Source organism: Brachybacterium sp. GPGPB12 (assembly GCF_038396325.1).
Lineage (GTDB): Bacteria > Actinomycetota > Actinomycetes > Actinomycetales > Dermabacteraceae > Brachybacterium > Brachybacterium conglomeratum.
Genome location: NZ_CP149573.1, coordinates 18,142 through 42,639 on the forward strand (window position 1 = coordinate 18,142; position 24,498 = coordinate 42,639).

Here is a 24,498-nt window from a genome sequence, read left to right on the forward strand (position 1 = left end):
GACGGCGCGCGCCGGATCGTGCGCGGCGCCGGGGAGCCCGTCGCCGTCCATGCCCACGGGCGCGCGCCGGGGCGCTGGCCGCCCTGGCCGTGCCCTGCCGGGGCGGGCACCGGCTCGTGGTCACCCTGCACAACCGCACCGTCGGCGGGGTCCCTGCCCGAGCGATCGGCGCCGCGCCGCTGCGGCTCCTCGCCCGCCGGGCCGACACCGTGCTCGCCGTCTCCCCGGACCTCGCCGAGGACGCCCGCCGCGCCGGCGCGCGCGACGTGCGACACGCCGTGATCCCCGCCCCGCGGCGCCGGGAGGAGGCGGGGGAGCGGCGCTCCGCGAGCGACGGGACCGGTGCCCGGGAAGCGACCGGGCCGGGAACGCCCGTGGCCCTCGTCGCCCTCGTCATCGCCCGGCTCGCCCCGCAGAAGGGGTCGCACGACCTGCTCGACGCGGCGGCCCTCGCTGCGCGGCGAGGAGGTGCGGATCCTCGTCGCCGGCGACGGTCCGCTGGAGCGCGAGCTCGCCGCCCGCATCACCGCGGAGCGGCTCCCCGTCGACCTGCTCGGCCGTCGTCAGGACGTCCCCGACCTGCTGCGCCGCGCCGACCTGGTGCTCTCCGCCGCCCGCTGGGAGGGGCGACCCGTCGCCCTTCAGGAGGCGCCGCTCGCCGGCCGCGCGATCGTCGCCACCGACGCCGGCGGCACCCGCTGGGTCACCGGAACGGCCGCGCACCTGGTCCCCGTCGGTGACGCGGAGGCGCTCGCCGCGGCGGTCAGGACGCTCCGCGCCCCGCTCGCACGGCGCCGCGCGGAGACCGCCTCCCGGCGGCGGGCCCGCGAGCTCCCGCGTGCCGAGGATCTCCTGGCCCAGCTCGACGAGATCCTCGCCCCCGCACCCCGTCGATGGTAGGTTGGCCGTCCGTGGCAGATACGAGCGCAAGCGCACCTCAGACCGGCACCGGCCCCATCCCCCGGATCGCGGCGGCCGCATCGGCCAAGCCCTTCCGCAACGAGGGCACCACCAAGCACATCTTCGTCACCGGCGGTGTCGTCTCCAGCCTCGGCAAGGGACTGACCGCCTCCTCCCTCGGGATGCTCCTGCGCGCCTGACCGCGGGCGCGCGTGACGATGCAGAAGCTCGACCCGTACCTCAACGTGGATCCGGGCACGATGAACCCCTTCCAGCACGGCGAGGTGTTCGTCACCGAGGACGGCGCCGAGACCGATCTCGACATCGGCCACTACGAGCGGTTCCTCGACGAGAACCTCTCCGCGAACGCGAACGTGACCACCGGCCAGGTCTACTCCACCGTGATCGCCAAGGAGCGCCGCGGCGAGTACCTCGGCGACACCGTGCAGGTCATCCCGCACATCACCAACCAGATCAAGGAGTCGATGCGCTCCCAGGCCGGTGACGACGCGGACGTGATCATCACCGAGGTCGGCGGCACCGTCGGCGACATCGAGTCCCAGCCCTTCCTCGAGGCCGCGCGACAGGTCCGCCAGGACATCGGCCGCGAGAACGTGTTCTTCGTGCACGTCTCCCTGGTGCCCTTCATCGGCCCGTCCCAGGAGCTGAAGACCAAGCCCACCCAGCACTCCGTCGCCGCGCGCGCGCGATCGGCATCCAGCCGGACGCGATCGTGTCGCGCGCCGACCGGGCGCGCCCGCCTCCGTGAAGTCGAAGATCTCCTCGATGTGCGATGTGGACATCGACGCGGTCGTCACCTGCGCCGACGCCCCCTCCATCTACGAGATCCCGCTCGTCTCGCACGGTGAGGGCCTGGACGCCTATGCGATCCGGCGCCTCGACCTGCTCAGCCACGACGTGGACTGGAGCCAGTGGGAGGAGTCGCTGCGCCGCGTCCAGCATCCCGCCTACGAGGTCACCGTCGCCCTGGTCGGCAAGTACGTCGACCTGCCCGACGCGTACCTCTCGGTCACCGAGGCGCGCGCGCCGGCGGCTTCCACCACAGCGCGAAGGTCACGATCCGCTGGGTCGAGTCGGACCTGTGCGCGAGCGAGGACGGGGCCCGCGAGCGGCTCGCGGACGTCGACGCGATCGTCGTCCCCGGCGGCTTCGGCGTGCGCGGCGTGGACGGGAAGGTCGGCGCGGCGCGCCACGCCCGCACCCACGGCCTGCCCGCGCTGGGCCTCTGCCTGGGCATGCAGTCGATGGTGATCGAGTACGCCCGCACCGAGCTGGGCCTGACGGGGGCGCACTCCACCGAGTTCGACCCCGACACCGCCCATCCCGTCATCGCGACCATGGCCGAGCAGGAGGACATCGTCGCAGGCAGCGGGGACCTGGGCGGCACCATGCGGCTCGGCTCCTACGCCCACACCCTCGCCGAGGGCTCCCTCGCCGCCGAGGTGTACGGCACCACCGAGGTCGCCGAGCGGCACCGCCACCGCTACGAGGTCAACAACGCTTATCGCGACCGGCTCGAGCAGGCGGGGGCGCGCATCTCCGGCGTCTCCGAGCTGACCGAGGACCACTCCCTGGTCGAGTTCGTGGAGTCCGCCCGCAGAGGTGCACCCGTTCTACATCGGCACCCAGGCCCATCCCGAGCTGAAGTCCCGCCCCACCCGCGCCCATCCGCTGTTCGCGGGCCTGATCGGGGCGGCGCTCGACCTCCAGAAGGCCACCCGCCTGCTCGAGGTGGAGCCCGACGGGACCGTGCCCGAGCTCGCCGAGCGCGAGGACGACCAGGACCAGCAGGACTGAGACCCGCGCGAGTGCGCCGGGACCTCCTCCCGGCGGCCCGCGACGACCGAGGACGGAGCGGCGATGACCGACGACGCGACCACGCACCCGCAGGACGGCGGCGAGGACCCGCGCGCGACGAGGCCGACCAGCGCCCCGTCGCCGCGCACCGCACGGTGCACGAGGGGATGGTGTGGGACCTCGTGCGCGACACGATCGACTTCGCGCCGGGCGTGCGCTTCGACCGCGAGTACATCCGCCACACCGGTGCCGTCGCGGTCCTCGCCGTGGACGAGGCCGACCGGGCTTGCTGATCCGCCAGTACCGCCATCCCGTCGGCCACCGGCTGTGGGAGATCCCCGCCGGACTGCTCGACCTCGCCGGCGAGCCGCCCCACGTCGCCGCCGCCCGCGAGCTCGCAGAGGAGGCCGGTCGCGAGCCGGTGCGGATGTCCACCCTGGTGGACCTCCGCCCGAGCCCGGGAGGCAGCGACGAGGTGATCCGGGTCTACCTCGCCGAGGGCGTGCGCGAGAGCGAGGAGGAGTTCGAGCGCGTCCACGAGGAGGCCGAGCTGATCAGCCGCTGGGTGCCGCTCGGCGGGGCCGTCGCCGCAGTGCTGGAGGGCCGGATCACCAACGGCACCACGGTCGCCGCGCCGCTCGCCCTGCAGGCGGCGCGCGGCGGGGGAGCACCCGCGGCCGCGCTGCGACCCGCCGACGCACCGTTCATGGAGCGGCCCGGACGGGATTGAGCGGGCGCTTCCCGGGCTCAGACGGACTCGACGAGCGCCCGGTGGATCACCGGCGCGGACTGCTCCGCCTGCCAGGGACGGGCGCCCAGGTCGCGCGCCGCCTGCTCGACCTCCGCCTCGGTCGCGGTTTCCTCGTGCTCCCACACCCACTGGCGCAGCAGCGCGGGCTGGAGGAGGTTCTCCGGCGGCATCTCGAGATCCTCGGCGCGCTGGTTCACCGCGGCGCGCACCACCTGGTAGCGCTCGGCCACCTCGGGATGCTTCTTGGACCAGAGCTTGTGGGGCGGGGGATAGGAGCGCTCGGAGCGCTCCGGCAGGTGCGAGGCCGGCGGCTCGATGCCCGAGCGGGCGACCTGCCACCAGCGGTCCTTGTGCCGCATCTTCGTCGGCGGCGCTCGGTCGAAGGCCTCCCTCCCGCGCGGCGCCTCCTTCGCGGCGGCGACGAGGTCGCGGTCCTTGATCACCCGGTGCGGGGAGAGGTCCGCCTCGCTCGCGAGCTCGTCGCGGCGGGTCCACATCTCCCGCGCCGCCGCGAGTCGCCGCACGGTGCGCAGGGCGCCCAGGCCGTGCGCCCCCGCCAGCTCGAGGAGCGGGTGGGACCGTGCTCGCGGGTGCGCTCGTGGGCGAACTCCTGAGCGGCCCAGTCCGCCTTGCCGGCCTCCTCGAGGCGCCGCGCCAGCACGTCCCGCACCTGGACCAGCACCTCGACGTCGAGCGCGGCGTAGACCAGCCAGCTCTCCGGCGGCGGCCGCTTCGACCAGTCCGCGGCGGAGTGCTCCTTGGCCAGGCGCAGGGCGAGGGTGTCCTCGACCACCGCGCCGAGGCCGACCCGCTCCATGCCCAGCAGCCGCGCCGCGAGCTCGGTGTCGAACAGGCCGCCGGGGCGCAGGCCCAGCTCCGCCAGGCTCGGCAGATCCTGGCCGGCCGCATGCGCACCCACTCGCGCTCGGCCAGCAGGGTGCGCGGCGTGCCCGGCATCGTGAACGCCAGCGGGTCGATCAGTGCGGTCCCGGCCGCCTCGGTGCGCAGCTGCACCAGATAGGCGCGGGAGCTGTAGCGGTAGCTGGAGGCGCGCTCTGCGTCCACCGCGACCGGCTCGGCGGGATCGGATGCCGCCGCCTCGCACCAGGCCAGCAGGGGCTGGATGCGGTCGATCACGGGCACGAGGCCGTCGCGGGGCGCGGTGAGGTCGCGCGGCTCGGGTCCCGGGGCAGGAGTGGTGGCGGTGTCGTGGGGCATCTGGGTGCTGGCTGCGCTGTCCGTGGTCTCGAGGGGGCGGGGGCGGCGAGGGCCGCGCGTGCGGGTGCGGCGGCGGGAGCGGGACGCCGCAGGATCGGCGTGATCGGCGGGGGAGGCGTCGCTCGCGGCGTTCACCGCAGCTCTCCGTCGTCCTCCGCGGTGCGGGGCGCTCGCGCATGGTGGGTGGGCGTGATCGCCGAGATCTGCGGAGGCGCCGGGGGCGACCCCCGGCCGCGGCGAGCATCGCGGTCCAGGCCGCGAAGTGCGGGGCGAGGGCGAGGTCCCCGTCCTCGGAGGGCTCCGGCGTCCACGACACCCGCATCTCGACGTCGACCGTGGAGGGCCGTGAGGCGAGCGCGCCGTAGGACTGGGAGACGACGCGGGTGGCCGTGCGGCCGAGCTCCCGGGCGTCGGCGTCGTGCGGCTCGAGGGACTCGGTCACCCAGGACCAGGCGACGTCGCCGAGCATCGACTCGATCGCGAACTCGGGCTCGAGCCGCGCCTGGACCAGCGCGACCATCCTCGAGGTGCCGTCCCAGGACTCCTGACCGGCGGGGTCGTGCAGGACTACCAGTCGACCGGAGGCGAGCTCGTCGTCATGGACCAGGATCTCTCCGGTGCAGGCCCACGTCGAAGGCGCCATCCTGGACGGGGCCGGGATGGTGCGCCAGGTGAACTCCGGGCGATGGGGAGCGCTGGTCATGGCGTCGATGGCGGCGCGGAAGGTGTCGTCGCCGGTGCGGATTCGATGGACGGACACGCAGGGAGGCTATCCCCGGCGTGCCCGCTCGCCCGGCAGGCGCGCCGGGCTCAGCCGCGGTCCGCCGCGTCGTCGCTGTGCAGCAGGCTGATCGAGTTGATGCAGTAGCGCTGGTCGGTCGGGGTGGGGAAGCCCTCGCCCTCGAAGACATGCCCGAGATGCGAGCCGCGGCTCGCGCGGCCGCACCTCGATGCGGCGCATCCCGAGCGAGGTGTCCTCGAGCGGCTCCACCGCGTCGGAGTCGCTCGGGGCGTAGAACGCCGGCCAGCCGCAGTGGGCATCGAACTGGGTCTCGGCGGTGAACAGCTCGACGCCGCAGGCGCGGCAGGCGTAGGTGCCGGCGGGACGCACCTCCTCGTACTCCCCGGTGCCGGGGCGCTCGGTGCCGCCCTGGCGGAGCACCTGGTACTCGGCGGGGGAGAGGCGCTCGCGCCACTCCTCCTCGCTGATCGCGACCGGGTAGGGGCGGGTGCCGATGGGATCGTTGGACATGATGCCTCCGCTCTGCGGCGCCTGGCGCCGCCTGGGGCCGCGGACCGGCGGGGACGGGCTCGTCCCCGCCGACGCGGACGGGTGTTCTCAGTGTCGATGCTAGTGCGTCGATAGGATGCGCGATATGACGTGCGACCCCGCCCGGAACCGCCCGACCACGGCGCTGACCCTTCGCGAGCGGTCGCTGTCCGCACGCCCCGACCAGGCCCGATGGCTCCACGTGGCGGGCTACGGGGTCACCGGCGCCGCCGGAGCGTTCGCGCTCAGCGCAGGGTCGCTCACCGTCGGCGCCCGGGTGATGGCGCGGCGCCGCTGGTGCCGCGGGAGAGCCTGCGCGGACGGCCCGACGTCACCGTCCGCGCCGTCCACCCCGACCGGGTGCACCTCGACGCCTCCGCGACCACGCGCCGTGACGGCCTGATGGCGCCGCGCCAGTCCGGCGGGACCGTGCACGTGCGTCTGGGGCCGGTCGACGGCCGCCCCACGCCCACGACGGTCTCCCGCCCGCCGCTGGTCGAGGACACCGACGAGCCGCTGCTCGTGGACCGGGCGACGTCCAACGGCTTCTTCTGGGCGGGCACGCCGCAGACGGCGCACGGGCTGGCGACGGAGGAGGTGGAGATCGGCTCGCCCGTCGGTCCGATGCCGGCGTGGCTCGTGCGGCCCGACGAGGCCGAGGGGTCCGTGCCGGGGCAGGAGGACACCTGGGCGATCCTGGTGCACGGCCACGGCTCCGCCCGCGGCGAGGCGCGCGCGTGATCCCGCTGCTGCACCGGCTGGGGCTGACCAGCCTCGCGATCACCTATCGCAACGACGCCGGCGGCCCCGCCTCCGCAGACCGGATGCACCACCTGGGCTCGGCCGAGTGGGAGGACGCCGAGGCCGCGATCGAGTACGCCGTCTCCCAGGGCGCCCGGCGCCTCGTGCTGGTGGGCTGGTCGATGGGCGGGGGGATCGTGCCGCGCACCTCCGTGCGCTCGGCCCACCGCGACCTCATCGCGGCCCTCGTGCTCGACTCCCCGGCCGTGGACTGGCAGGACATCCTCGTCTACCACGCCACCGCGCTGAAGGCCCCCGCCCCGATGCGGCGGCTCGCGCTGTGGATGATGACCTCGAGCATCGGGGCGCGGATGGTGCGCCTGCACGAGCCGCTGGCGCCGCACGAGATGACCCCCGCCTACTACGGACGTCATCTGCGCCACCGCACCCTGCTCTTCCACGCCCTGGACGATGCGACGGTGCCGCCCGCCCCGAGCCGGCATCTCGCCGCGCTCCGGCCGGACCTGATCGAGTTCGAGCCCTTCGAGGGCGCTTCCCACACCCGCGAGTGGAACCGCGATCCCGCCCGGTACGAGCGGTCGCTGGCCGACTTCCTCGGCGATGCGCTCGGTCTGGGGGAGCAGGCCGCCGCCCTCGAGGTGCCGGTGCGCGATCCCGCCGCGCCCGCTCTCGAGGGATCGATCGGGCTGCGACTCTGAGCGGTCGGGTCCCGCGGGCCCCGACCGCACCCCGACCGGGCGTGCTCAGGACCGCCGATAGCGCGACAGCGTCGCACCCTCGCCCAGCAAAGCAGGGACTCCAGCGTCCAGCGCGTCTCGTGCGCGGCGCCGTCGAGCACCCGCGGGGAGGGTCCGCCGACGGTGCGGTGCGCGGTGGTGAAGCACAGCTCGTCCAGCGGCTCCGCCTCCGCCAGCCGGGCGAGGGCCGACGGTCCGCCCTCGGCCTGGATCAGCCGCATCCCCCGGGCGGCGAGCGCCTCGACCGCCTCCTGCGGGGAGTCGGCGGTGAGCACCTGGGCGGCGGGCAGGCCCGAGCGGCGCGCGGCGTCCTTCGCCCCGGCCGACGGGGTGAGCAGGTAGGTCGGCTGATCGGGGTCGACGTAGTCCGGCGGCTCCCGGCGCGCGACCAGATCGCGAGCGCAGGTCGCGGGGCGCCGCCGGGCCGGAGGGAGGGCCGCAGCAGGTCCGTGCGGCCGCGCACGCGCGGTAGTCCTCCGCCCGCACGGTCGTGGCCCCCACGAGCACCACGTCGGCGAGCGCGCGCGCGACGGAGAAGAGGAACGAGTCGTCGGGGTCGTGGAGCGAGCCGGAGGTCCCGTCGGCCCCCGCGACCGCGCCGTCGATCGTGGTGGTCATCATCGCGCGCACGTGCACGGAGCCCGGCGGGAGCCGCGGGGCGGCGTACAGCGCGGCGAGCGCGCGAGCGCCCTCGGCGTCGGCCGGGACGGGCACGGGGGAGGGCAAGACGGCCCCGTCTCGCAGCAGCAGGTGCACGGAGCTCTCCTTCGCACAGGACGGATGGGACGGCCGCTCCGGGGCGGGGGCGGAGGGATGTGCCCTCGATCATCGCGCATCGGGGAACCGCCCGGGGCACGGCACGCGGCGCGGGATGGGCCCCTACACTGACCGGCGTGACCGACTCCCTCTGCGACCGTCGCCCCGAACCGACTCTCGAACGACTGCTCGCGGACCTCGTGCCCCCGCCCCGCTTCGCGCAGGCGCGCCTGGACAACTACGTCCCCGACCCCGCGCACCCCTCGCAGCAGGAGGCCAAGGAGCGCGTCTCCGCCTTCGCCGCCGCCCTCGACCGGCCGCGCGGCGGATTCCTCTCCGGGCGCGCCGACGCAGCGAGGCGGCGCGCGGCATCTACCTCGACGGCGGCTTCGGCGTGGGCAAGACCCACCTGCTCACCTCGCTCTTCCACGCGGTCGAGGGGGAGAAGGTCTACGGCACCTTCGTGGAGTACACCGACCTGGTCGGCGCGCTCGGCTTCCAGAAGGCCGTGGACCTGCTGGGGGGCTCGCGCCTGGTCTGCATCGACGAGTTCGAGCTCGACGACCCCGGCGACACCCTGCTCATGACGCGGCTGATCCGCGAGCTCTCCGACCGGGGCGTCTCCATCGTCGCGACCTCCAACACCCTCCCCGACGCGCTCGGCGAGGGACGCTTCGCCGCCCAGGACTTCCTGCGGGAGATCCAGGCGATGGCCGAGCGCTTCGAGGTGTCGCGGATCGACGGCGAGGACTACCGGCGCCGCGACGGGGTCGCCGAGATCTCCGCACTGCCCGAGCAGGAGGTGCGCGAGCACGCCGCGGCGCAGGACGGCGCGACCCTCGATGGCTTCGACGAGCCGCTCGCTCATCTCATGCGCGTCCACCCCTCCCGCTACGGCGCCCTGATCGACGAGGTCGCCGCCGCGCACCTCACCGGGGTGCACGGGCTCACCCACCACCACGACGCGCCGCGCTTCGTGGTGCTCGTGGACCGGCTCTACGACCGGGAGGTCCCGGTGCTCCTCTCCCTCGCCCCCGCGGGCGGCGCGGAGGCCGACGGCCGGGCCGCGGCGAGCGAGCCCGGGGACGGTGTGCTCGAGGACCTGTTCTCCGCCGAGTCGCTGCGCTCCGGGTACCGCAAGAAGTACCTCCGGGCGCTGTCGCGCCTGGCCTCCCTCGCCCGGGACGGACTCGTCCTCAGCCGCTGAGGCGCGCCCCGCGCGACGACGGCCGCTCCCGCCTCGTCCAGGTGCACGCCCCCGTCCTGTCCGTGACGGAGCGGCCCGAAGGAGCCCAGCACCTCCTCGGCGTGGAGCACCCGCCCGTCGGCCGCGGCGAGCGCGCCCGGGCCGCGGTGGGCGAGCACCGAGAGCTCCCCGCGATGCATCAGCACCGTCTCCTCGGCGAGCACCTCGACGCGGGTCACGGCCAGATCGCCCGAGCGCGCGCCTCGTGCGCGCGGCGCGGCGCGATCAGCTCCCGGTACCACTCCAGCATCCGCCCGTGCTCGCCCTCGGTGCGCTCCTCCCAGCGCAGCTGCGAGCCGACGAAGGTCGAGCGCTCGCTGCGGGTCGGGCACCTCCGCGGCCCAGCCCATCGCCGCGAACTCCTCGGCGCGGCCGGCGCTGACCAGGGGCCCGAGCTCGTCGTCGTGGTCGGTGAAGAAGGCGAAGGGGGTCGAGGCCGCCCATTCCTCGCCCTGGAAGAGCATCGGCGTGCCCGGGCCCAGCAGGATCAGCGCGATCGCGGCGGCATGGGTGCCCGGGGAGATGCCGTGGTGGATCCGGTCGCCGGCGGCGCGGTTGCCGACCTGGTCGTGGTCCTGCAGGAAGGTGACGAAGGAGTGGCCGTCGTAGTCGGGGGAGGCGGGGTCCACCGGCGCGCCCCAGACCTGGCCGCGGAAGCTCGAGTACGTGCCGGCGTGCAGGAAGATCCCCGGCGACACGGCGGCGAGCGCGTCGGCGTCGCCGAAGTCGGCGTAGTAGCCGGCGCGCTCGCCTGTGGCCCAGGCGTGCACGGCGTGGTGCACGTCGTCGGCCCACTGCATGTCCATCCCCAACCCGCCCGCGCCCGTCGGCGTGACGGTCGCGGGCTGGTTGCGATCCGATTCGGCGATCAGGGCGAGGGGGCGCCTGGTCTCCTCCCGCCAGGCGGCGACGGCGCCGGCGAGCTCGGCGAGGAAGTGCGGGGAGGAGTCGTCCTTGAGCTCGTGGACCGCATCCAGCCGCGGCCCGTCCAGTCCCAGCTCCACCAGCCACTGCCGGGCGCCGCCCAGCAGGAAGTCGCGCACCTGGCGGGAGCCGGGCTGGTCGAGGTTCACCGCCTCGCCCCAGGGCGTCTCGTGGCGGTCCGTGAAGTACGGGCCGAACATGCCCAGGTAGTTCCCCGAAGGGCCGAGGTGGTTGTGGACCACGTCCAGCACGACGGCGAGACCGCGGTGATGGGCGGCGCGCACGAAGCGGGCCAGCGCCTCCGGCCCGCCGTAGGCGGAGTGCACGGCGTACAGCCCCACCCCGTCGTAGCCCCAGCCGCGCTCGCCGGGGAAGGTCGCCAGCGGCATCAGCTCGACCGCGTCCACGCCGAGCTCGACCAGCGCGTCGAGCCGCTCGATCGCGGTGTCGAGGGTGCCGCCGGCGCCGTCCGGGCCCGGGGCGAAGGTGCCCACGTGCGGCTCGTAGAGCACGGCGCCGCGCAGGTCCCTGCCCTCCCATCCCGGTGACGGCGCGAGCGCCTGCGCGTCGACGACCTCGCTCGCGGCGTGGACGCCGTCCGGCTGGGACAGCGACCGGGGATCCGGCGCCACAGCTCCCCGTCGTCGAGGCGGAAGGCATAGCGCGCCCCCGCCACGGGCGCCGGGTCCGACAGCTCGAACCATCCCTCCTCGGCCGGGGCCATGGTGTGCACGGTCCCGTCCACGCGGATCTCCACGGCGCCGGCCGACGGGGCCCACACGCGATAGCGGTCTATCGCGCCGAGCGGGGTCGGGGACTGCGGTGCGGCGGTCATCGCGTCTCCTCGAGGTGGTGGGGGACCGGCAGGGCGCCGGTCGGGGTGGCGCCGACGCGCACCAGCAGAGCGACGGGGCTGTCGTCCAGCGGCTCGACCAGCGGGACCATCCCGCCCTCGTGCTCCGCGCCGCCGAGCACGTCGCGCCAGCGGCCCTCGGGCAGTCCGATCCTGCTCTCGCCCCAGCCGCCGCGCTGGGCGAGCCCGTGCGCGAGCCGTGTGACGACGGTGACCACCTCGACCGGTCCCTCACCGCATGCGCGGCCGAAGGCGACGGCATGGCCGGTCGTAGTGGGCAGCGGGTGGTAGGCGGCGTCCCGGCCCTGGAACAGGTCCGGCCGCTCCCGGCGCAAGACCAGCGCACGGTGGGTCAGCCACAGCTTCTCGTCGCCGATCCCCTCGGGACGGGCGCCCTCGATCATCCGTCCGAGGCGGGCGGCGTGCGCGGCGTGGTCGACCTCGCGGCGGTTGTCGGGGTCCACCAGGGAGAGGTCCACGCTCTCGTTGCCCTGGTAGACGTCGGGCACGCCGGGCATCGTGAGTCGCGACGAGCTTCTGGCCGAGGATCGCGGCGCGGCGCACGGCGGCCGTGCGCCGGGTCCAGTCGGCGAGGATCGCGGCGACCTCCTCGGACTCCAGCGCCGCTCGCCCCAGGGCCTGCACCTCGCGCTCGTACTCGGCGTCCTGCTCGGTCCAGGTGGTGTGGGTCTTCGCCTCGCGCATCGCCTTGGCGAGATAGCCCTCGAGCCGGTCCGCGTCCAGCGGCGCGGCCCCGGAGCCGGGCGACTCCCAGCAGGCGGCCAGGGTCTGCCACAGCAGCGGCTCGATCGCCCCGTCGACCCGGTCGCCGCGATGCGCGGAGGTCGCCCGATCCAGGTCCTGCACCACCAGCGCCCACTCGAGCGGTCGCTCTGTGAGGACGGCCAGGCGCGCCCGCACGTCCTCGCTGCGCTTGGTGTCGTGGGTGGACAGGGTGGTCATCGCATCGGGCCGGGTGCGCACCATGTGCAGGGCGTGGTCGTGCAAGACATCCGACTCGACCCCGATCCGCTCCGGGTCCGAGCCCACCTCGTTCACGGCCAGGAAGCGGGTGTAGCGGTAGAACGCGGTGTCCTCGAGCCCCTTGGCGTGGACGGGGCCGCAGGTCTGCGCGAAGCGGACCACGACCTCGTCGCGCTCGGCGCCGCGGTCGTGCGTCCCGCGCCGCCCGCCTCGTCCCCGCACACCAGGGCGACGACCAGCTCGAGGGTCGCGGCGAGGTCCTCGTCGTCCCCGAGCCGGGCCTGTGCCCGCGCCGCGGCCTGCTCGATCACGGCCCGCTCGGCGCCGGGGGCGGGCTCGCCCGGGACGATGTAGGCGCGGTAGCGGTCCATCGAGGTCAGCGGCGCGACGACGACCTTCTGGATGTTGCGCCGCGTGGTGTCGCGCAGGCGGATGTCGTCCTGGCAGATCCCGTGGATCAGCGCGGTCAGCCGTTCGATCTCGGCCCACAGGCTGGTGGTGACCACGAGGTCCGTGGACTCGGCGGCGACCTCCTCGAAGGGGCGCAGGTCGCCGGTGCGCCGCCGCCACAGATGGGTCAGGCCCAGCGCGCCGTGCGGGTCGTGGAACAGGCCCGTCACCCGCCACAGCGCGTCGTAGCCGGTCGTGCCCGCGCAGGGGAAGTCGCCGGGCAGGTGCTCCTCGCCCTCGAGGATCTTCTCGATCACGGTCCAGGCCCCGTCGGTGGCGCGCTCGAGATCGCGCAGGTAGCCGCGAGGATCGGAGAGGCCGTCGGGATGGTCGATCCGGTAGCCGTCGATCACGCCCTCGCCCTGCAGCCTGCAGGAGCGTGCGATGGGTCGCCTCGAACACGGCGGGGTCCTCGACCCGCACCGCGGCGAGGGTGTCCACGTCGAAGAAGCGCCGGTAGTTCAGCTCCTCGTCGGAGACCTTCCAGTACGCGAGCCGGTACCACTGGCGGTCCAGCAGATCGGCGAGCCCGAGGTGCTCGGTGCCTGCGGCGACGGGCGCGACGTGGTCGTAGTAGCGCAAGACGGTCTCCTCGGCGACCGACCCATCGGCTTGAGGGACCTGCTCGACGCCCATCGTGATCTCCCCGTCGGCGAGGACCGCGCCGATGGGCCGTCCCAGCACCGGCACGAGCACCGAGCGCTCGCCGGAGAGCTCGAGGTCGAACCAGTCGGCGAAGGGGGAGGCGGGGCCGTCGCGCAAGACCGACCACAGTGCCCGGTTGTGCCAGATCGGGGTCGGGATCGACATGTGGTTGGGGACGACGTCCACGACGATCCCCATCCCGTGGGCGTGGGCGGCCTCGGCGAGGCGGCGCGGCGCCTCCTCCCCGCCGATCTCCTCGCTGATGCGGGTGTGGTCCACGACGTCGTAGCCGTGGGTCGAGCCGGGCGCGGCCTGCGGCGACGGGGGAGCAGAACAGGTGCCCCACGCCGAGCCTGGCGAGATAGGGCACGATCTCCGCCGCGTCGTCGGCGGTGAAGCCGGCGTGCGGCTGCAGGCGGTAGGTCGAGGTCGGGACCCGGCGCACCGCGGGCTGGGCCCCGGTGACGGCGGGTCGGGAGCGCCGGGACGGCATCTCCCGGGTCGTGGGACGGGGACCGGTCTCGAGACTCACTGCGGGGCTCTCCTTCTCGGGGGTCAGGCGCGGACCGTGCGCTCGAGGTCGTCCGCGGCGCGCTCCTCGTCCTCGCCCGTCTCCGGGGGCCGCATGAGGATCAGCATCGAATGGCCGGGGCGGACGATCTCCTGGCCGGGGTCGAAGACGGAGCCGACGTCGATGGTGTCGCCCGTGCCGAGCACGACCTCCCACTCGGTGCCGTACTCCTCGCCGGGCAAAGACGAAGTCGACGTCGTTGCCGGAGGCGTTGAACACCACCAGCGCCGAGTCGCCCTCGATCCGTTCGCCGCGGGAGTTGGGCTCGGGGATCGCGGAGCCGTTGAGGAACATGGTCAGGCACTTGTTCTGAGGATCGTTCCACTCCTCCTCGGTCATCGGCTCCCCGTCGGTGCCCAGCCACTCCACGTCCTTGAGCACGGAGCCGGCGTCCTCGCGGACCACGCCCTGCAGGAAGCGGCGTCGGCGGAAGATCGGGTGCTCGCGGCGCAGAGCGATCATGCGCTGGGTGAACCAGAGCATCTCCTCCTGGTGCTCGTCGAGGTCCCAGTGCACCCACGACAGCTCGTTGTCCTGGCAGTAGGTGTTGTTGTTGCCCTGCTGGGTGCGTCCCATCTCGTCGCCGTGCAGGATCATCGGCACGCCCTGGCTGACCAGCGGCGTGGCCATGAGGTTCTTGGCCCTGCGCTTGCGCAGGGCGAGCACGGCCTCGTCGTCGGTGTCGCCCTCGATGCCCGAGTTCCAGGAGCGGTTGTGGCTCTCGCCGTCGCCGCCGCCCTCCTGATTGGCCTCGTTGTGCCGCTCGTTGTAGGAGACGAGGTCCCGCATCGTGAACCCGTCGTGGGCGGTGACGAAGTTGATCGACGCGATCGGTGTGCGGCCGGTGTGCTGGTAGAGGTCCGAGCCGCCGGCGAGGCGCGAGGTGAAGTCGCCGACGGTGCCCGGCTCCGAGCGGTGGAAGTCCCGCACCGAGTCGCGATAGCGGCCGTTCCACTCCGACCACAGCGGCGGGAAGCCGCCCACCTGGTAACCGCCCTCGCCCAGGTCCCACGGCTCGGCGATGAGCTTGACCTGGGAGATGATCGGGTCCTGCTGGATGATGTCGAAGAAGGCGGAGAGCCGGTCCACCTCGTGCGGCTCGCGCGCGAGGGTCGAGGCGAGGTCGAAGCGGAAGCCGTCCACGTGCATCTCGGTGACCCAGTAGCGCAGCGAGTCCATGATCAGCTGCAGCACGTGCGGGGTGCGCATCAGCAGCGAGTTCCCGGTGCCGGTGGTGTCGTAGTAGTGCGCCTCGTCGCCCTCGACCAGGCGGTAGTAGGCGCTGTTGTCGATGCCGCGGAAGCACAGGGTGGGGCCCAGGTGGTTCCCCTCGGCGGTGTGGTTGTAGACCACGTCGAGGATGACCTCGATGCCCGCCTCGTGGAGGTTCTTGACCATCTGCTTGAACTCCTGGACCTGCTGGCCCAGCTCACCCGCATAGGCGTACTCGTTGTGCGGGGCGAAGAACCCGATCGTGTTGTAGCCCCAGTAGTTGCGCGACCCCCTTCTCGACGAGATGGCCGTCCTGCACGAACTGGTGGACCGGCATCAGCTCGACCGCGGTGACGCCCAGCTCCTTGAGGTGCTCGATCACGGCGGGATGGCCCATCGCGACGTAGGTGCCGCGGATGTTGTCGTCGATCTCCGGGTGCGGCATCGTCAGGCCCTTGACGTGCGCTTCGTAGATCACGGTGTCGTGGTACTCGTGCGCGGGCGGATGGTCGTTGCCCCAGTCGAAGAAGGGGGAGACCACGACCGAGTGCATGGTGTGGGCGGCGGAGTCCTCGGTGTTGCGCTTCTCGGGATCCTCGAAGTCGTAGCTGTACAGCGAGGGATGGTTGCTGGCCATCCCGGCGATCGCCTTCGCGTACGGGTCCAGCAGCGGCTTCGAGGGGTCGCAGCGCAGGCCCGCGGCGGGGTCGAAGGGGCCGTGCACGCGGTAGCCGTAGCGCTGGCCGGGCTGGACCGCGGGGAGGTAGACGTGCCACACGTGGGCGTCGACCTCGGTGACCTCGATGCGCCGCTCGGTGCCGTCCTCGTCGAACAGGCACAGTTCCACCCGCTCGGCCGCCTCGGAGAAGAGCGCGAAGTTGGTGCCCGAGCCGTCGAACGTGGCGCCGAGGGGATACGACTTTCCTGTCCAGATCTGCATGGCCCCACAGTAGTGGGCGCGGGCGGGCGGGGACCGGTGCGCGGCGAGGCGGGTCCGATCGTGATGCTCCCGCGAGCTCGGTCGGGCCCCGGCGGGCTCGTCCACGCCGGGGCGGGGACGAGAAAGGCCCCGGCCGGAGCCGGGGCCTTGCATGGTGGGCGATACTGGGATCGAACCAGTGACCTCTTCCGTGTCAGGGAAGCGCGCTACCGCTGCGCCAATCGCCCGTCGCGCCGGAGGCGCGGGGGAGGGATGGAGCGGACGACCGGATTCGAACCGGCGACCCTCACCTTGGCAAGGTGATGCTCTACCAACTGAGCTACGTCCGCACATCGGCTGGGCCGACGAGGAGCTACCTTAGGCGCGCTCCGACCGCCTGTGCAAACCCGGACGGTCTTCAGTGTCCGAGGTCACGAGCGGCAGGGCCGGGGTGCACGGAGGGCTCGTGCCGGCCGGCCGGTCGGGGGCGCGGAGCGCGAGGAGCGCCAAAGGTGCTCCCGCTCCGTCCCCGCGTCTCACGGGCGCGGCGCGCCCGTGCAGTCGGATCGGCGGCGCGCCCGAGCGGTCGGATCGGGGAGGGCGGTGGGGCCCGGGTGTCGGCGGGGCCGGAGGGTCGGCTCGTCGGGTCCGACGCCGCTCCGATCGACCGGGACGCAGGTCACATCCAGAAGTGGCGCGAGCACCCGTCGGGAGCATGTAAGCTTCTTCAAGTCCGATCGAGAGAGCGGACATCACCTCAGGGCGATTGGCGCAGCGGTAGCGCGCTTCCTTCACACGGAAGAGGTCACTGGTTCGATCCCAGTATCGCCCACGGCAGGTTCTTCGGATCCCTGTCCTGCGGACGTAGCTCAGTTGGTAGAGCATCACCTTGCCAAGGTGAGGGTCGCCGGTTCGAATCCGGTCGTCCGCTCCGGGGGGACGGCGCTCCCGACCTCGCGTCGGGAGCGCTGTTCCGTATGATGCGAGAGCATCACCCGGTGGGTTGGCCGAGAGGCGAGGCAACGGCCTGCAAAGCCGTGTACACGGGTTCGAATCCCGTACCCACCTCGAACGGCACCCGCCGGTGCCGTCCCGGGCGATTGGCGCAGCGGTAGCGCGCTTCCCTGACACGGAAGAGGTCACTGGTTCGATCCCAGTATCGCCCACCCCAGCAGAAGAGCCCCGACCCCCTGGTCCGGGGCTCTTCTGCGTCCGCAGAGAGGCGCCCCACGCCGGGTCCCGCGGCTGGGGCCCACCGGGCCCTGGGTCCCGGTGCGCGGCCTCCGAGGTCTCTAGGCTCGACGGTGACGAGACCGCCATCACGTCACCCGCCACGCCGACCCGGAGGAGACCTCAGCATGCGTGCCCTCATCGTCCGTGCCCATCCGCTGGACCCCAGCAAGTCCCGTTCCATGACGATGGCCGACGCCTTCGTCGAGGAGCTCACCGCGCATCGCCCCGACACGGTGGTCGACGACGTGCGGCTGTACGAGACCGCCGTGCCCGAGATCGACCTGGACATGATGACCGGCTGGGAGCGGGCGCGAGCGGGCGAGCACTTCTCCCACCTCACCGGTGCCCAGCAGAACAAGCTGGCGCTGTTCGACCAGTACACCAAGCAGTTCCAGAGCGCGGACCTGGTGGTGATCGCGAACCCGCTGTGGAACCTCTCGGTGCCCACGCGTCTGAAGGCCTGGATCGACACCATCTGCCGCGCCGGCGTGACCTTCCGGTACACGGCCGAGGGCGAGGCGGAGGGCCTCGTCATGGACAAGACCGTGGTGCACCTGCAGGCCAGCGGCGGCCGCTTCGGCCAGCAGGATCCCGCGAGTCTGTACATCGCCGGGATGTTCCAGTTCCTGGCCGCACCACCCACACCGTCGCCGCCGAGGGCATGGACCACGAGCCCGATCGTGCCGAGGAGATCATGGAGGCGGCGCTCCTCCGGGTGAGGGAGCTCGCGCGCTCCCTCTGAGCCGCCGCCGTCGAGGGGCCGGTCCGGCGCGGGCGCGCCGGCCGGTACCATCGACGACGGATCCGGCGTCGTCGGCCGGCTCACCCCGAGAACTAAGGAGCACCCCCGTGGCCCAGATCGCCATCACCCTCGACGGATCGCCCCAGGAGATCGAGGAGGGGACCACGGGCACCGCGCTCTTCGAGGGCACCGCCGCGATCGTCGCCCTGCGCATCGACGGGGAGCTGCGCGACCTCGACACCGTGCTCGAGGACGGGCAGGACGTCGAGGGCGTGGACATCTCCAGCCCCGACGGGCTCTCGATCCTCCGCCACTCGACCGCGCACGTGCTCGCGCAGGCCGTGCAGAAGACGAACCCCGACGCGAAGCTCGGCATCGGCCCGCCCATCACCGACGGCTTCTACTACGACTTCGACGTCGCCGAGCCCTTCACCCCCGAGACCCTCAAGGTGCTCGAGAAGGAGATGAACCGGATCGTCAAGTCCGGCCAGCGCTTCGTGCGCCGCGAGATCACCGACGACGCGGCCCGCGCCGAGGAAGCCGCAGAGCCCTACAAGCTCGAGCTCATCGGCCTGAAGTCCTCCGCCGACGACGCCGCCGAAGGAGCGAGCGTCGAGGTCGGTGAGGGCGGCCTGACCATGTACGACAACGTCGACCGACGCGGCGAGGTGGTCTGGACCGACCTCTGCCGCGGCCCGCACCTGCCCTCCACCAAGCTCATCGGCAACGGGTTCGCCCTGACCCGCTCCGCCGCCGCCTACTGGCGCGGCGGCGAGAAGAACCCGATGCTGCAGCGCGTCTACGGCACCGCCTGGCCCACCAAGGAGGAGCTGCGAGCCCACCAGGAGCGGATCGCCGAGGCCGAGCGCCGCGACCACCGACGCCTGGGCAGCGAGCTGGACCTGTTCTCCTTCCCCGATGAGATCGGCTCCGGCCTGCCGGTGTTCCATCCCAAGGGCGCCATGATCAGGATGGAGATGGAGGACTACTCGCGTCGCCGCCACGTCGAGGCCGGCTACTCCTTCGTCTCCACCCCCACATCACGAAGAAGAACCTCTTCGAGACCTCCCGCCACCTCGAGTGGTACGCCGACGGCATGTACCCGGCCATGCACATGGACGAGGAGGTCGACGCCGACGGCAACGTCACCAAGCAGGGCCAGGACTACTACCTCAAGCCCATGAACTGCCCGATGCACAACCTCGTCTATCGCTCCCGCGGCCGCTCCTACCGCGAGCCGCCGCGCGCGGCTGTTCGAGTTCGGCGGCGTCTACCGCTACGAGAAGTCCGGCGTGGTCCACGGCCTGACCCGCGCCCGCGGCTTCACCCAGGACGACGCCCACATCTACACCACCCGCGAGCAGATGAAGGAGGAGCTCTCCAGCCTGCTCGGCTTCGTCCTGGACCTGCTGCGCGACTACGGTCTGGACGACTTCTACCTCGAGCTGTCCACCCGCGACCCCGAGAAGTCCGTCGGCGACGAGACGACCTGGGAGGAGGCCACCCGCACCCTGGAGGAGGTCGCCACCTCCTCCGGGCTGGAGCTGGTGCCCGACCCGGGCGGCGCCGCCTTCTACGGCCCGAAGATCTCCGTCCAGGCGAAGGACGCGATCGGCCGCACCTGGCGCTCTCCACCATCCAGCTGGACTTCTTCGAGCCGGAGCTGTTCGAGCTCGAGTACACCGCCCCCGACGGCTCCCGCCAGCGCCCGGTGATGATCCACCGCGCCCTGTTCGGCTCGATCGAGCGCTTCTTCGGCGTGCTCCTCGAGCACTACGCGGGCGCCTTCCCGGTCTGGCTCGCGCCGGTCCAGGTGGTCGGGGTGCCGGTCGCCGCCGAGTACGTGCCCTACCTCGAGGAGGTCGCCGCCAAGCCGCGCGCCCGCGGCGTGCGCGTCGAGGTCGACTCCTCCGACGACCGTATGCAGAAGAAGATCCGCACCCACACCAAGGAGAAGGTGCCCTACCTCCTCATCGCCGGCGGCGAGGACCAGGAGAAGGGCGCGGTCTCCTTCCGCATGCGCGACGGCGACCAGGACAACGGCATCGACGTCGACGAGGCCGTGGAGCGTATCGTCACCGCGATCGCCGACAAGGTGCAGGTGTGAGCCCGGCCGACCAGCCCGGCGGCGAGCCCGCGCTCGAGGACGCCCGCGACTTCGCGGGCGTCCCCGACGACACCCAGCGGCTGTGGACCCCGCACCGGATGGCGTACATCGGCGGGGAGAACAAGCCCGATGACCCGCACGACGACGAGCAGTGCCCCTTCTGCGCGGGGCCGCGCCGCAGCGACGAGGACGCGCTCATCGTCCACCGCGGCCGCGTCGCCTACGCGATCCTGAACCTCTACCCCTACAACTCCGGCCATCTGCTGGTGTGCCCGTACCGGCACGTCTCGGACTACACCGAGCTGACCGAGCAGGAGGTGGCGGAGGTCGCCGAGATCACCCGCACCGCGATGACCGTGATCCGCGAGGTCTCCGGCCCCGCGGGCTTCAACCTGGGCATGAACCAGGGCGAGGTCGCGGGCGCCGGGATCGCCGCCCACCTGCACCAGCACGTGGTGCCGCGCTGGGCGGGGGACGCGAACTTCCTGCCCATCGTCGGCCGCACCAAGGCCCTCCCGATCCTGCTCTCGGACACCCGTCGGCTCTACGCCGAGGCGTGGCCCGGCGGCGGCGGGGCCTGAGCTAGCATGGCCGAGCGCATCCGGGGGAGCGCCGTGCGGACGGCGGGAGCCGACCGACCGCGACCGAGCACCGGGGGAGAGGCAGGGCCACGCTGTGACCAGCTCGACCGGCGCGCCTGCGCGCCAGCCCGGCCCGCCGCGGGCCGCCGGCCCCGGCGCCGCCGCCCCGGCCGGTCCCGACGCCGGGTACGGCTACGACATCGCGCGCACCGATCCCCGCGCTCCCGGCCGGCTCGGCCCGGGCAAACTCGCCGCGGCCCGGCCCCGCCGACGCTGGCTGCGCTGGGTGTCGCTGATCGGCTCGCTGCTGGGCATCCTCGCCTCCCTGGTCGTGCTGTATCTGGTGGTGATCAGGCCGCTCGGCATCGGCACCGCGCTGGTCGCCCTCACCGCGGCGCTGGTGCCGGTCGCGCTCGTGCTCGGCGCGGTGTGGTGGCTGGATCGGTACACGCCGCGCCCCGGCTCTCGCTCGTCTCCGCTTTCGCCTGGGGCGCGATCGGCTCCGTCTTCGCTGTCGCTGTTCTTCGGGACCTTCTTCGACGCCTGGATCTCCCCGCAGGAGGAGACCGAGCTGATCGACTCCTTCCTCGGCGCGACCGTGCAGGCACCGGTGATCGAGGAGACGATGAAGTCCGCGGGCCTGTTCGCCCTGCTCATCTGGGGGCGACGCTTCATCTCCGGTCCGCTCGACGGCGTCGTGTACGCCGCCCTCATCGCGGGCGGCTTCGCCTTCACCGAGAACATCCTCTACTTCGGGAACTCCTTCCACCAGGCACAGGCCGCCGGGACGGTCGACGTCTTCTGGCAGACCTTCTTCCTGCGCGGCATCCTCTCGCCCTTCGCCCACGTGTCCTTCACCGCCCTGTGCGGCCTCGGCCTCGGCATCGCGGCCGAGCGCCGCTCGCTGATGCTCTACTTCGGCCTGGGCCTCGGCGGGCTGTCGCTCGGGATGGCGCCGCACGCGCTGTGGAACGGCTCGAGCTTCTTCCTCCCGGTGGACCCGGAGGCGCCGCTGGCCGGGTTCCTGCGCTACTACGTCACCGTGCAGGTGCCGATCTTCCTGCTTCGCTGGTGGGCATCGTGCTGTTCCTGCGCCTGCGGGAGAAGCGGATCCTGCGCCGCCAGCTGTCCGAGTACGGCAGGGCCGGCTGGTTCTCGCCCGACGAGGTCGAGATGCTGGTCTCGATGCGTCGACGCCGTCGCGCCGAGGCGTGGGCGGGCCGCCACGGCGCCGTCGCCCGGATGGGCATGCACGACCTGATCCGCTCGGCGGTCTCGCTGGGCATGGAGCGGCACAGCGTCCTGTTCGGCCGGCCGACGGCGAGGACCCGCGCCCGCGAGCGCGAGTCGCTCGAGCAGATCACCGCCGATCGTCGTCTGATCGGTGCGCTGACCGCCCCCGTCGTCCGTGGCTGACCGCCCCGCGGGGCGCGGCCGGACGACACGGGGGAAGCGCTGGCGCGGCGCCGGCGGGGACGCCACGGCGCGGTCTGCGGAGAGGCCCGGCGGCGCGCGGCGTGGAGCGCGTTCGCCATACCACTAGGATGGTGCGGCGATCCGCCACCCCATGGCGGACCATCGGAAGGAGCGAGATGTCCGGGCATTCCAAGTGGGCGACGACCAAGCACAAGAAGGCCGTCATCGATGCCAAGCGCGGCAAGCTGTTCGCCAAGCTGGTGAAGAACATCGAGGTGGTCGCACGCATGGGCGGCCCCGACCCATCGGGCAACCCGACGCTCTACGACGCCATCCAGAAGGCCAAGAAGACCTCCGTCCCCAATGACAACATCGACCGCGCCGTCAAGCGCGGCGGCGGGCTCGACGGCGGCGGCGTCGACTACGAGACCCTGATGTACGAGGGCTACGCCCCGGGCGGCGTCGCCGTGCTGGTCGAGTGCCTCACCGACAACAAGAACCGCGCCGTCTCCGAGGTGCGTCTGGCCTTCAACCGCAACGGCGGCAACATGGCGGACTCCGGCTCGGTCTCCTATCTCTTCGAGCGCCGGGGCGTGGTCACCGTCGCCAAGGGCGAGAACACCGAGGACGACCTGCTCGAGGTCGTGCTGGACGCCGGCGCCGAGGAGATCAACGACGAGGGCGAGACCTTCGAGATCCTCTCCGAGGCCACCGACGTGGTCGCCGTGCGCACCGCGCCGCAGGAGGCGGGGATCGACTACGAGAGCGCCGAGGTGCAGTTCGTGCCCACCATGCGCACCCCCGTCGACCTCGAGGGCGCGCAGAAGGCGCTTCGCCTGATCGACGCGCTCGAGGACAGCGACGACGTGCAGGCCGTCTACTCCAACCTCGACATCCCCGACGACGTCGCGGCCCAGCTGGACGAGCAGGAATGAGCGAGCGGGACGGCGCGGTCGCGGCCTGGGCCGCGTCGTCCCCTCGGCGGCACCGCCGACGCGGGCCGCACCACCCGGACCGGGGAGAGGGCCGTTGACACCGCCGACGGCCATGCCGGGAGGGGAGGAGCGCAGATGACGACCCTGCGTGTGCTGGGGGTCGACCCCGGGCTGACCCGCCGCGGGATCGGCATCGTCGACGCGATCGGCGGGCGACGCGCTCGTCTCGTCCACGCGGGCGTGATCCGCTCGGACTCCGAGGAGCCGCTCGAGCGGCGCCTGCTCGGCATCGCCCTCGGGCGCGCGCCGTGCTCGAGGAGTTCGCCCCCGACGCCGTCGGCGTGGAGCGGGTGTTCAGCCAGTCCAACATCTCCACCGTGATGGGCACCGCGCAGGTCTCCGGCATCGCGCCGCTCGAGGCGGCGGAGCGCGGCATCCCCGTCGCGCCGCACACCCCCTCGGAGGTCAAGGCCGCCGTGACCGGCGCGGGCGGGCGGACAAGAAGCAGATCCAATCGGTGCTGGTGAAGGTGCTGGGCCTGGACGCGGCACCCCAGCCCGCGGACGCCTCCGATGCCGTCGCGATCGCGCTGACCCAGCTGTGGCGGGGCGGCGGCCCCGTGGCGCTGGACCGCACCGGCGGCGCCCGCACGAGCGCGCAGGCCGTGTGGGCCGAGGCGGAGCGACGGGCCCGACGCGCCCGGGAACGCTCGACCTCCCGCCAGTGATCGAACAGGTGTTCTAGGCTGGTGGCGTGATCGCATCCCTGACCGGGCGGGTCGTCCGCCTCGACCTCGACGCCCTCGTGCTCGAGGTGGCCGGTATCGGCTACCTCGTGCGCACCACGCCGCAGGCCCTCGCCGCGACCCGTCACGGGGCCGAGGTCACCCTGCACACCGAGCTCGTCGTCCGCGAGGACTCCCTGACCCTCTACGGCTTCCCCCAGGCTGAGGAGGCCGAGACCTTCCGCATCGTGCAGTCCGTCACCGGGATCGGCCCGCGCACGGCGCTGGCCGTGCTCGCGGTGCTCGACCCGGAGGAGCCGCGCCGCGCCGTCGCCGAGCAGGACGTGAAGACCATCACCCGCACCCCGGGCATCGGCCCGAAGGTCGCCGGCCGGATGCTCCTCGAGCTCGGCGGGAAGGCGCCCGCGCCGAGCGAGGCCTCGCCGGAGGCGGCGTCGGCCCCGGGTGTCGCCCTCGGCGGCCCCGACGCCGACGTGGTCGAGGCGCTCGTCGGCCTCGGCTGGGCGGAGAAGGCGGCGCGCGGCGCCGTCGAGGCCGCGCGCGAGGAGGGCGGGGAGCAGATCGATGCCGCCGCGCTCCTGCGCACGGCGGCGCGCGGTCTCGGAGGACATCGGTGAGCGCGCAGGCGGCGGGCCGCGAGGAGGAGCCGGTCGGCGGGTCCTTCGCCGACGGCTCCTGGGAGGCGACCGAGGACGCGCCGCGCACCGTGACGAGCCCCGAGTC

Annotated in this window: 13 protein-coding genes, 6 tRNA genes and 11 pseudogenes; 20 read left to right on the plus strand and 10 right to left on the minus strand. The window is 73.1% G+C overall.

The window, feature by feature from the left end; translation table 11 throughout:
* Nucleotides 1–116 precede the first annotated feature (116 nt).
* From WKH84_RS00090 to WKH84_RS00110, 5 genes and pseudogenes are all read left to right on the plus strand, one after another.
* Nucleotides 117–227 (plus strand): annotated as a pseudogene (locus WKH84_RS00090) (glycosyl transferase); the annotation flags it as partial.
* A 241-nt stretch (nucleotides 228–468) separates the two neighbouring features.
* Nucleotides 469–900, plus strand: a complete 432-nt coding sequence (locus WKH84_RS00095; protein ID WP_341855254.1) for a glycosyltransferase — start codon at nucleotides 469–471, stop codon at nucleotides 898–900.
* 11 nt (nucleotides 901–911) lie between these two features.
* Nucleotides 912–2,718 (plus strand): annotated as a pseudogene (locus WKH84_RS00100) (CTP synthase).
* Between the two features lie 11 nt (nucleotides 2,719–2,729).
* Nucleotides 2,730–3,011, plus strand: coding sequence for a hypothetical protein (locus tag WKH84_RS00105; protein ID WP_341855255.1), 282 nt, complete (start codon nucleotides 2,730–2,732; stop codon nucleotides 3,009–3,011).
* Nucleotides 3,005–3,448 carry an NUDIX hydrolase gene (locus tag WKH84_RS00110; protein ID WP_341855256.1) on the plus strand — a complete coding sequence of 148 codons (444 nt, stop codon included), beginning with the start codon at nucleotides 3,005–3,007 and terminating at the stop codon, nucleotides 3,446–3,448. Before WKH84_RS00105 ends, WKH84_RS00110 begins: the two co-directional genes overlap by 7 nt.
* Nucleotides 3,449–3,465: 17 nt before the next feature.
* Here the strand turns inward: WKH84_RS00110 and WKH84_RS00115 are convergent, their stop codons facing one another.
* The 3 genes and pseudogenes from WKH84_RS00115 to msrB all read right to left on the minus strand — a co-directional run bounded on the left by WKH84_RS00115 (nucleotide 3,466) and on the right by msrB (nucleotide 5,939).
* Nucleotides 3,466–3,966, minus strand: a complete 501-nt coding sequence (locus WKH84_RS00115; protein ID WP_341855257.1) for a hypothetical protein — start codon at nucleotides 3,964–3,966, stop codon at nucleotides 3,466–3,468.
* Nucleotides 3,909–5,447 carry a DUF3000 family protein gene (locus tag WKH84_RS00120; RefSeq protein WP_341855258.1) on the minus strand — a complete coding sequence of 513 codons (1,539 nt, stop codon included), beginning with the start codon at nucleotides 5,445–5,447 and terminating at the stop codon, nucleotides 3,909–3,911. Before WKH84_RS00120 ends, WKH84_RS00115 begins: the two co-directional genes overlap by 58 nt.
* Before the next feature lie 50 nt (nucleotides 5,448–5,497).
* Nucleotides 5,498–5,939 (minus strand): annotated as a pseudogene (msrB, locus tag WKH84_RS00125) (peptide-methionine (R)-S-oxide reductase MsrB).
* Between the two features lie 315 nt (nucleotides 5,940–6,254).
* Between msrB and WKH84_RS00130 the strand changes: the two are divergent.
* Nucleotides 6,255–6,698, plus strand: a complete 444-nt coding sequence (locus tag WKH84_RS00130) for a hypothetical protein (RefSeq protein ID WP_341855259.1) — start codon at nucleotides 6,255–6,257, stop codon at nucleotides 6,696–6,698.
* Entirely contained in the window at nucleotides 6,695–7,417 is a 723-nt protein-coding gene (locus tag WKH84_RS00135) for an alpha/beta fold hydrolase (protein ID WP_341855260.1), read from the plus strand. The genes WKH84_RS00130 and WKH84_RS00135 overlap by 4 nt, the downstream gene beginning before the upstream one ends.
* 155 nt (nucleotides 7,418–7,572) lie before the next feature.
* Here WKH84_RS00135 and WKH84_RS00140 read toward each other — a convergent pair.
* Both WKH84_RS00140 and WKH84_RS00145 read right to left on the minus strand, forming a co-directional pair.
* Nucleotides 7,573–7,731, minus strand: a pseudogene (locus WKH84_RS00140) (pyrimidine reductase); the annotation flags it as partial.
* A 199-nt stretch (nucleotides 7,732–7,930) separates the two neighbouring features.
* A pseudogene (locus WKH84_RS00145) lies at nucleotides 7,931–8,077 on the minus strand (dihydrofolate reductase family protein); the annotation flags it as partial.
* A 272-nt stretch (nucleotides 8,078–8,349) separates the two neighbouring features.
* Between WKH84_RS00145 and zapE the strand changes: the two are divergent.
* Nucleotides 8,350–9,419, plus strand: a pseudogene (gene zapE / locus WKH84_RS00150) (cell division protein ZapE).
* Between the two features lie 410 nt (nucleotides 9,420–9,829).
* On the opposite strand, the pseudogene WKH84_RS00155 reads toward zapE, so the two are convergent.
* From WKH84_RS00155 to WKH84_RS00175, 5 genes and pseudogenes are all read right to left on the minus strand, one after another.
* Nucleotides 9,830–11,086: pseudogene (locus WKH84_RS00155) on the minus strand (alpha-amylase family glycosyl hydrolase); the annotation flags it as partial.
* A 127-nt stretch (nucleotides 11,087–11,213) separates the two neighbouring features.
* Nucleotides 11,214–13,807 (minus strand): annotated as a pseudogene (gene treY, locus WKH84_RS00160) (malto-oligosyltrehalose synthase).
* 62 nt (nucleotides 13,808–13,869) lie between these two features.
* Nucleotides 13,870–16,037 (minus strand): annotated as a pseudogene (gene glgX / locus WKH84_RS00165) (glycogen debranching protein GlgX).
* Nucleotides 16,038–16,189: 152 nt separating this feature from the next.
* A tRNA-Val gene (locus WKH84_RS00170) sits at nucleotides 16,190–16,264 on the minus strand.
* Between the two features lie 26 nt (nucleotides 16,265–16,290).
* Nucleotides 16,291–16,366, minus strand: a tRNA-Gly gene (locus WKH84_RS00175).
* Nucleotides 16,367–16,776: 410 nt separating this feature from the next.
* Here WKH84_RS00175 and WKH84_RS00180 point away from each other — a divergent pair.
* The 12 genes and pseudogenes from WKH84_RS00180 to ruvA all read left to right on the plus strand — a co-directional run bounded on the left by WKH84_RS00180 (nucleotide 16,777) and on the right by ruvA (nucleotide 24,392).
* Nucleotides 16,777–16,848: transfer RNA gene (locus WKH84_RS00180), tRNA-Val, on the plus strand.
* Between the two features lie 26 nt (nucleotides 16,849–16,874).
* Nucleotides 16,875–16,947, plus strand: a tRNA-Gly gene (locus tag WKH84_RS00185).
* 66 nt (nucleotides 16,948–17,013) lie between these two features.
* Nucleotides 17,014–17,084: transfer RNA gene (locus WKH84_RS00190), tRNA-Cys, on the plus strand.
* 26 nt (nucleotides 17,085–17,110) lie between these two features.
* Nucleotides 17,111–17,182: transfer RNA gene (locus WKH84_RS00195), tRNA-Val, on the plus strand.
* Between the two features lie 192 nt (nucleotides 17,183–17,374).
* Nucleotides 17,375–17,968, plus strand: a complete 594-nt coding sequence (locus WKH84_RS00200) for an NAD(P)H-dependent oxidoreductase (RefSeq protein ID WP_341855261.1) — start codon at nucleotides 17,375–17,377, stop codon at nucleotides 17,966–17,968.
* Nucleotides 17,969–18,098: 130 nt separating this feature from the next.
* Nucleotides 18,099–20,098 (plus strand): annotated as a pseudogene (gene thrS, locus WKH84_RS00205) (threonine--tRNA ligase).
* Entirely contained in the window at nucleotides 20,095–20,679 is a 585-nt protein-coding gene (locus WKH84_RS00210) for an HIT domain-containing protein (RefSeq protein ID WP_341855262.1), read from the plus strand. Before thrS ends, WKH84_RS00210 begins: the two are co-directional and overlap by 4 nt.
* Before the next feature lie 94 nt (nucleotides 20,680–20,773).
* Nucleotides 20,774–21,940, plus strand: coding sequence for a PrsW family intramembrane metalloprotease (locus WKH84_RS00215; protein ID WP_341855263.1), 1,167 nt, complete (start codon nucleotides 20,774–20,776; stop codon nucleotides 21,938–21,940).
* Nucleotides 21,928–22,095, plus strand: a complete 168-nt coding sequence (locus tag WKH84_RS00220) for a hypothetical protein (protein ID WP_341855264.1) — start codon at nucleotides 21,928–21,930, stop codon at nucleotides 22,093–22,095. Before WKH84_RS00215 ends, WKH84_RS00220 begins: the two co-directional genes overlap by 13 nt.
* Before the next feature lie 176 nt (nucleotides 22,096–22,271).
* Nucleotides 22,272–23,030, plus strand: a complete 759-nt coding sequence (locus WKH84_RS00225) for a YebC/PmpR family DNA-binding transcriptional regulator (RefSeq protein ID WP_341855265.1) — start codon at nucleotides 22,272–22,274, stop codon at nucleotides 23,028–23,030.
* A gap of 135 nt (nucleotides 23,031–23,165) precedes the next feature.
* Nucleotides 23,166–23,757 (plus strand): annotated as a pseudogene (locus WKH84_RS00230) (crossover junction endodeoxyribonuclease RuvC).
* A 26-nt stretch (nucleotides 23,758–23,783) separates the two neighbouring features.
* Nucleotides 23,784–24,392 (plus strand): Holliday junction branch migration protein RuvA, encoded by a 609-nt coding sequence (ruvA, locus tag WKH84_RS00235; protein WP_341855266.1) that lies wholly within the window; start codon nucleotides 23,784–23,786, stop codon nucleotides 24,390–24,392.
* Nucleotides 24,393–24,498 lie beyond the last annotated feature (106 nt).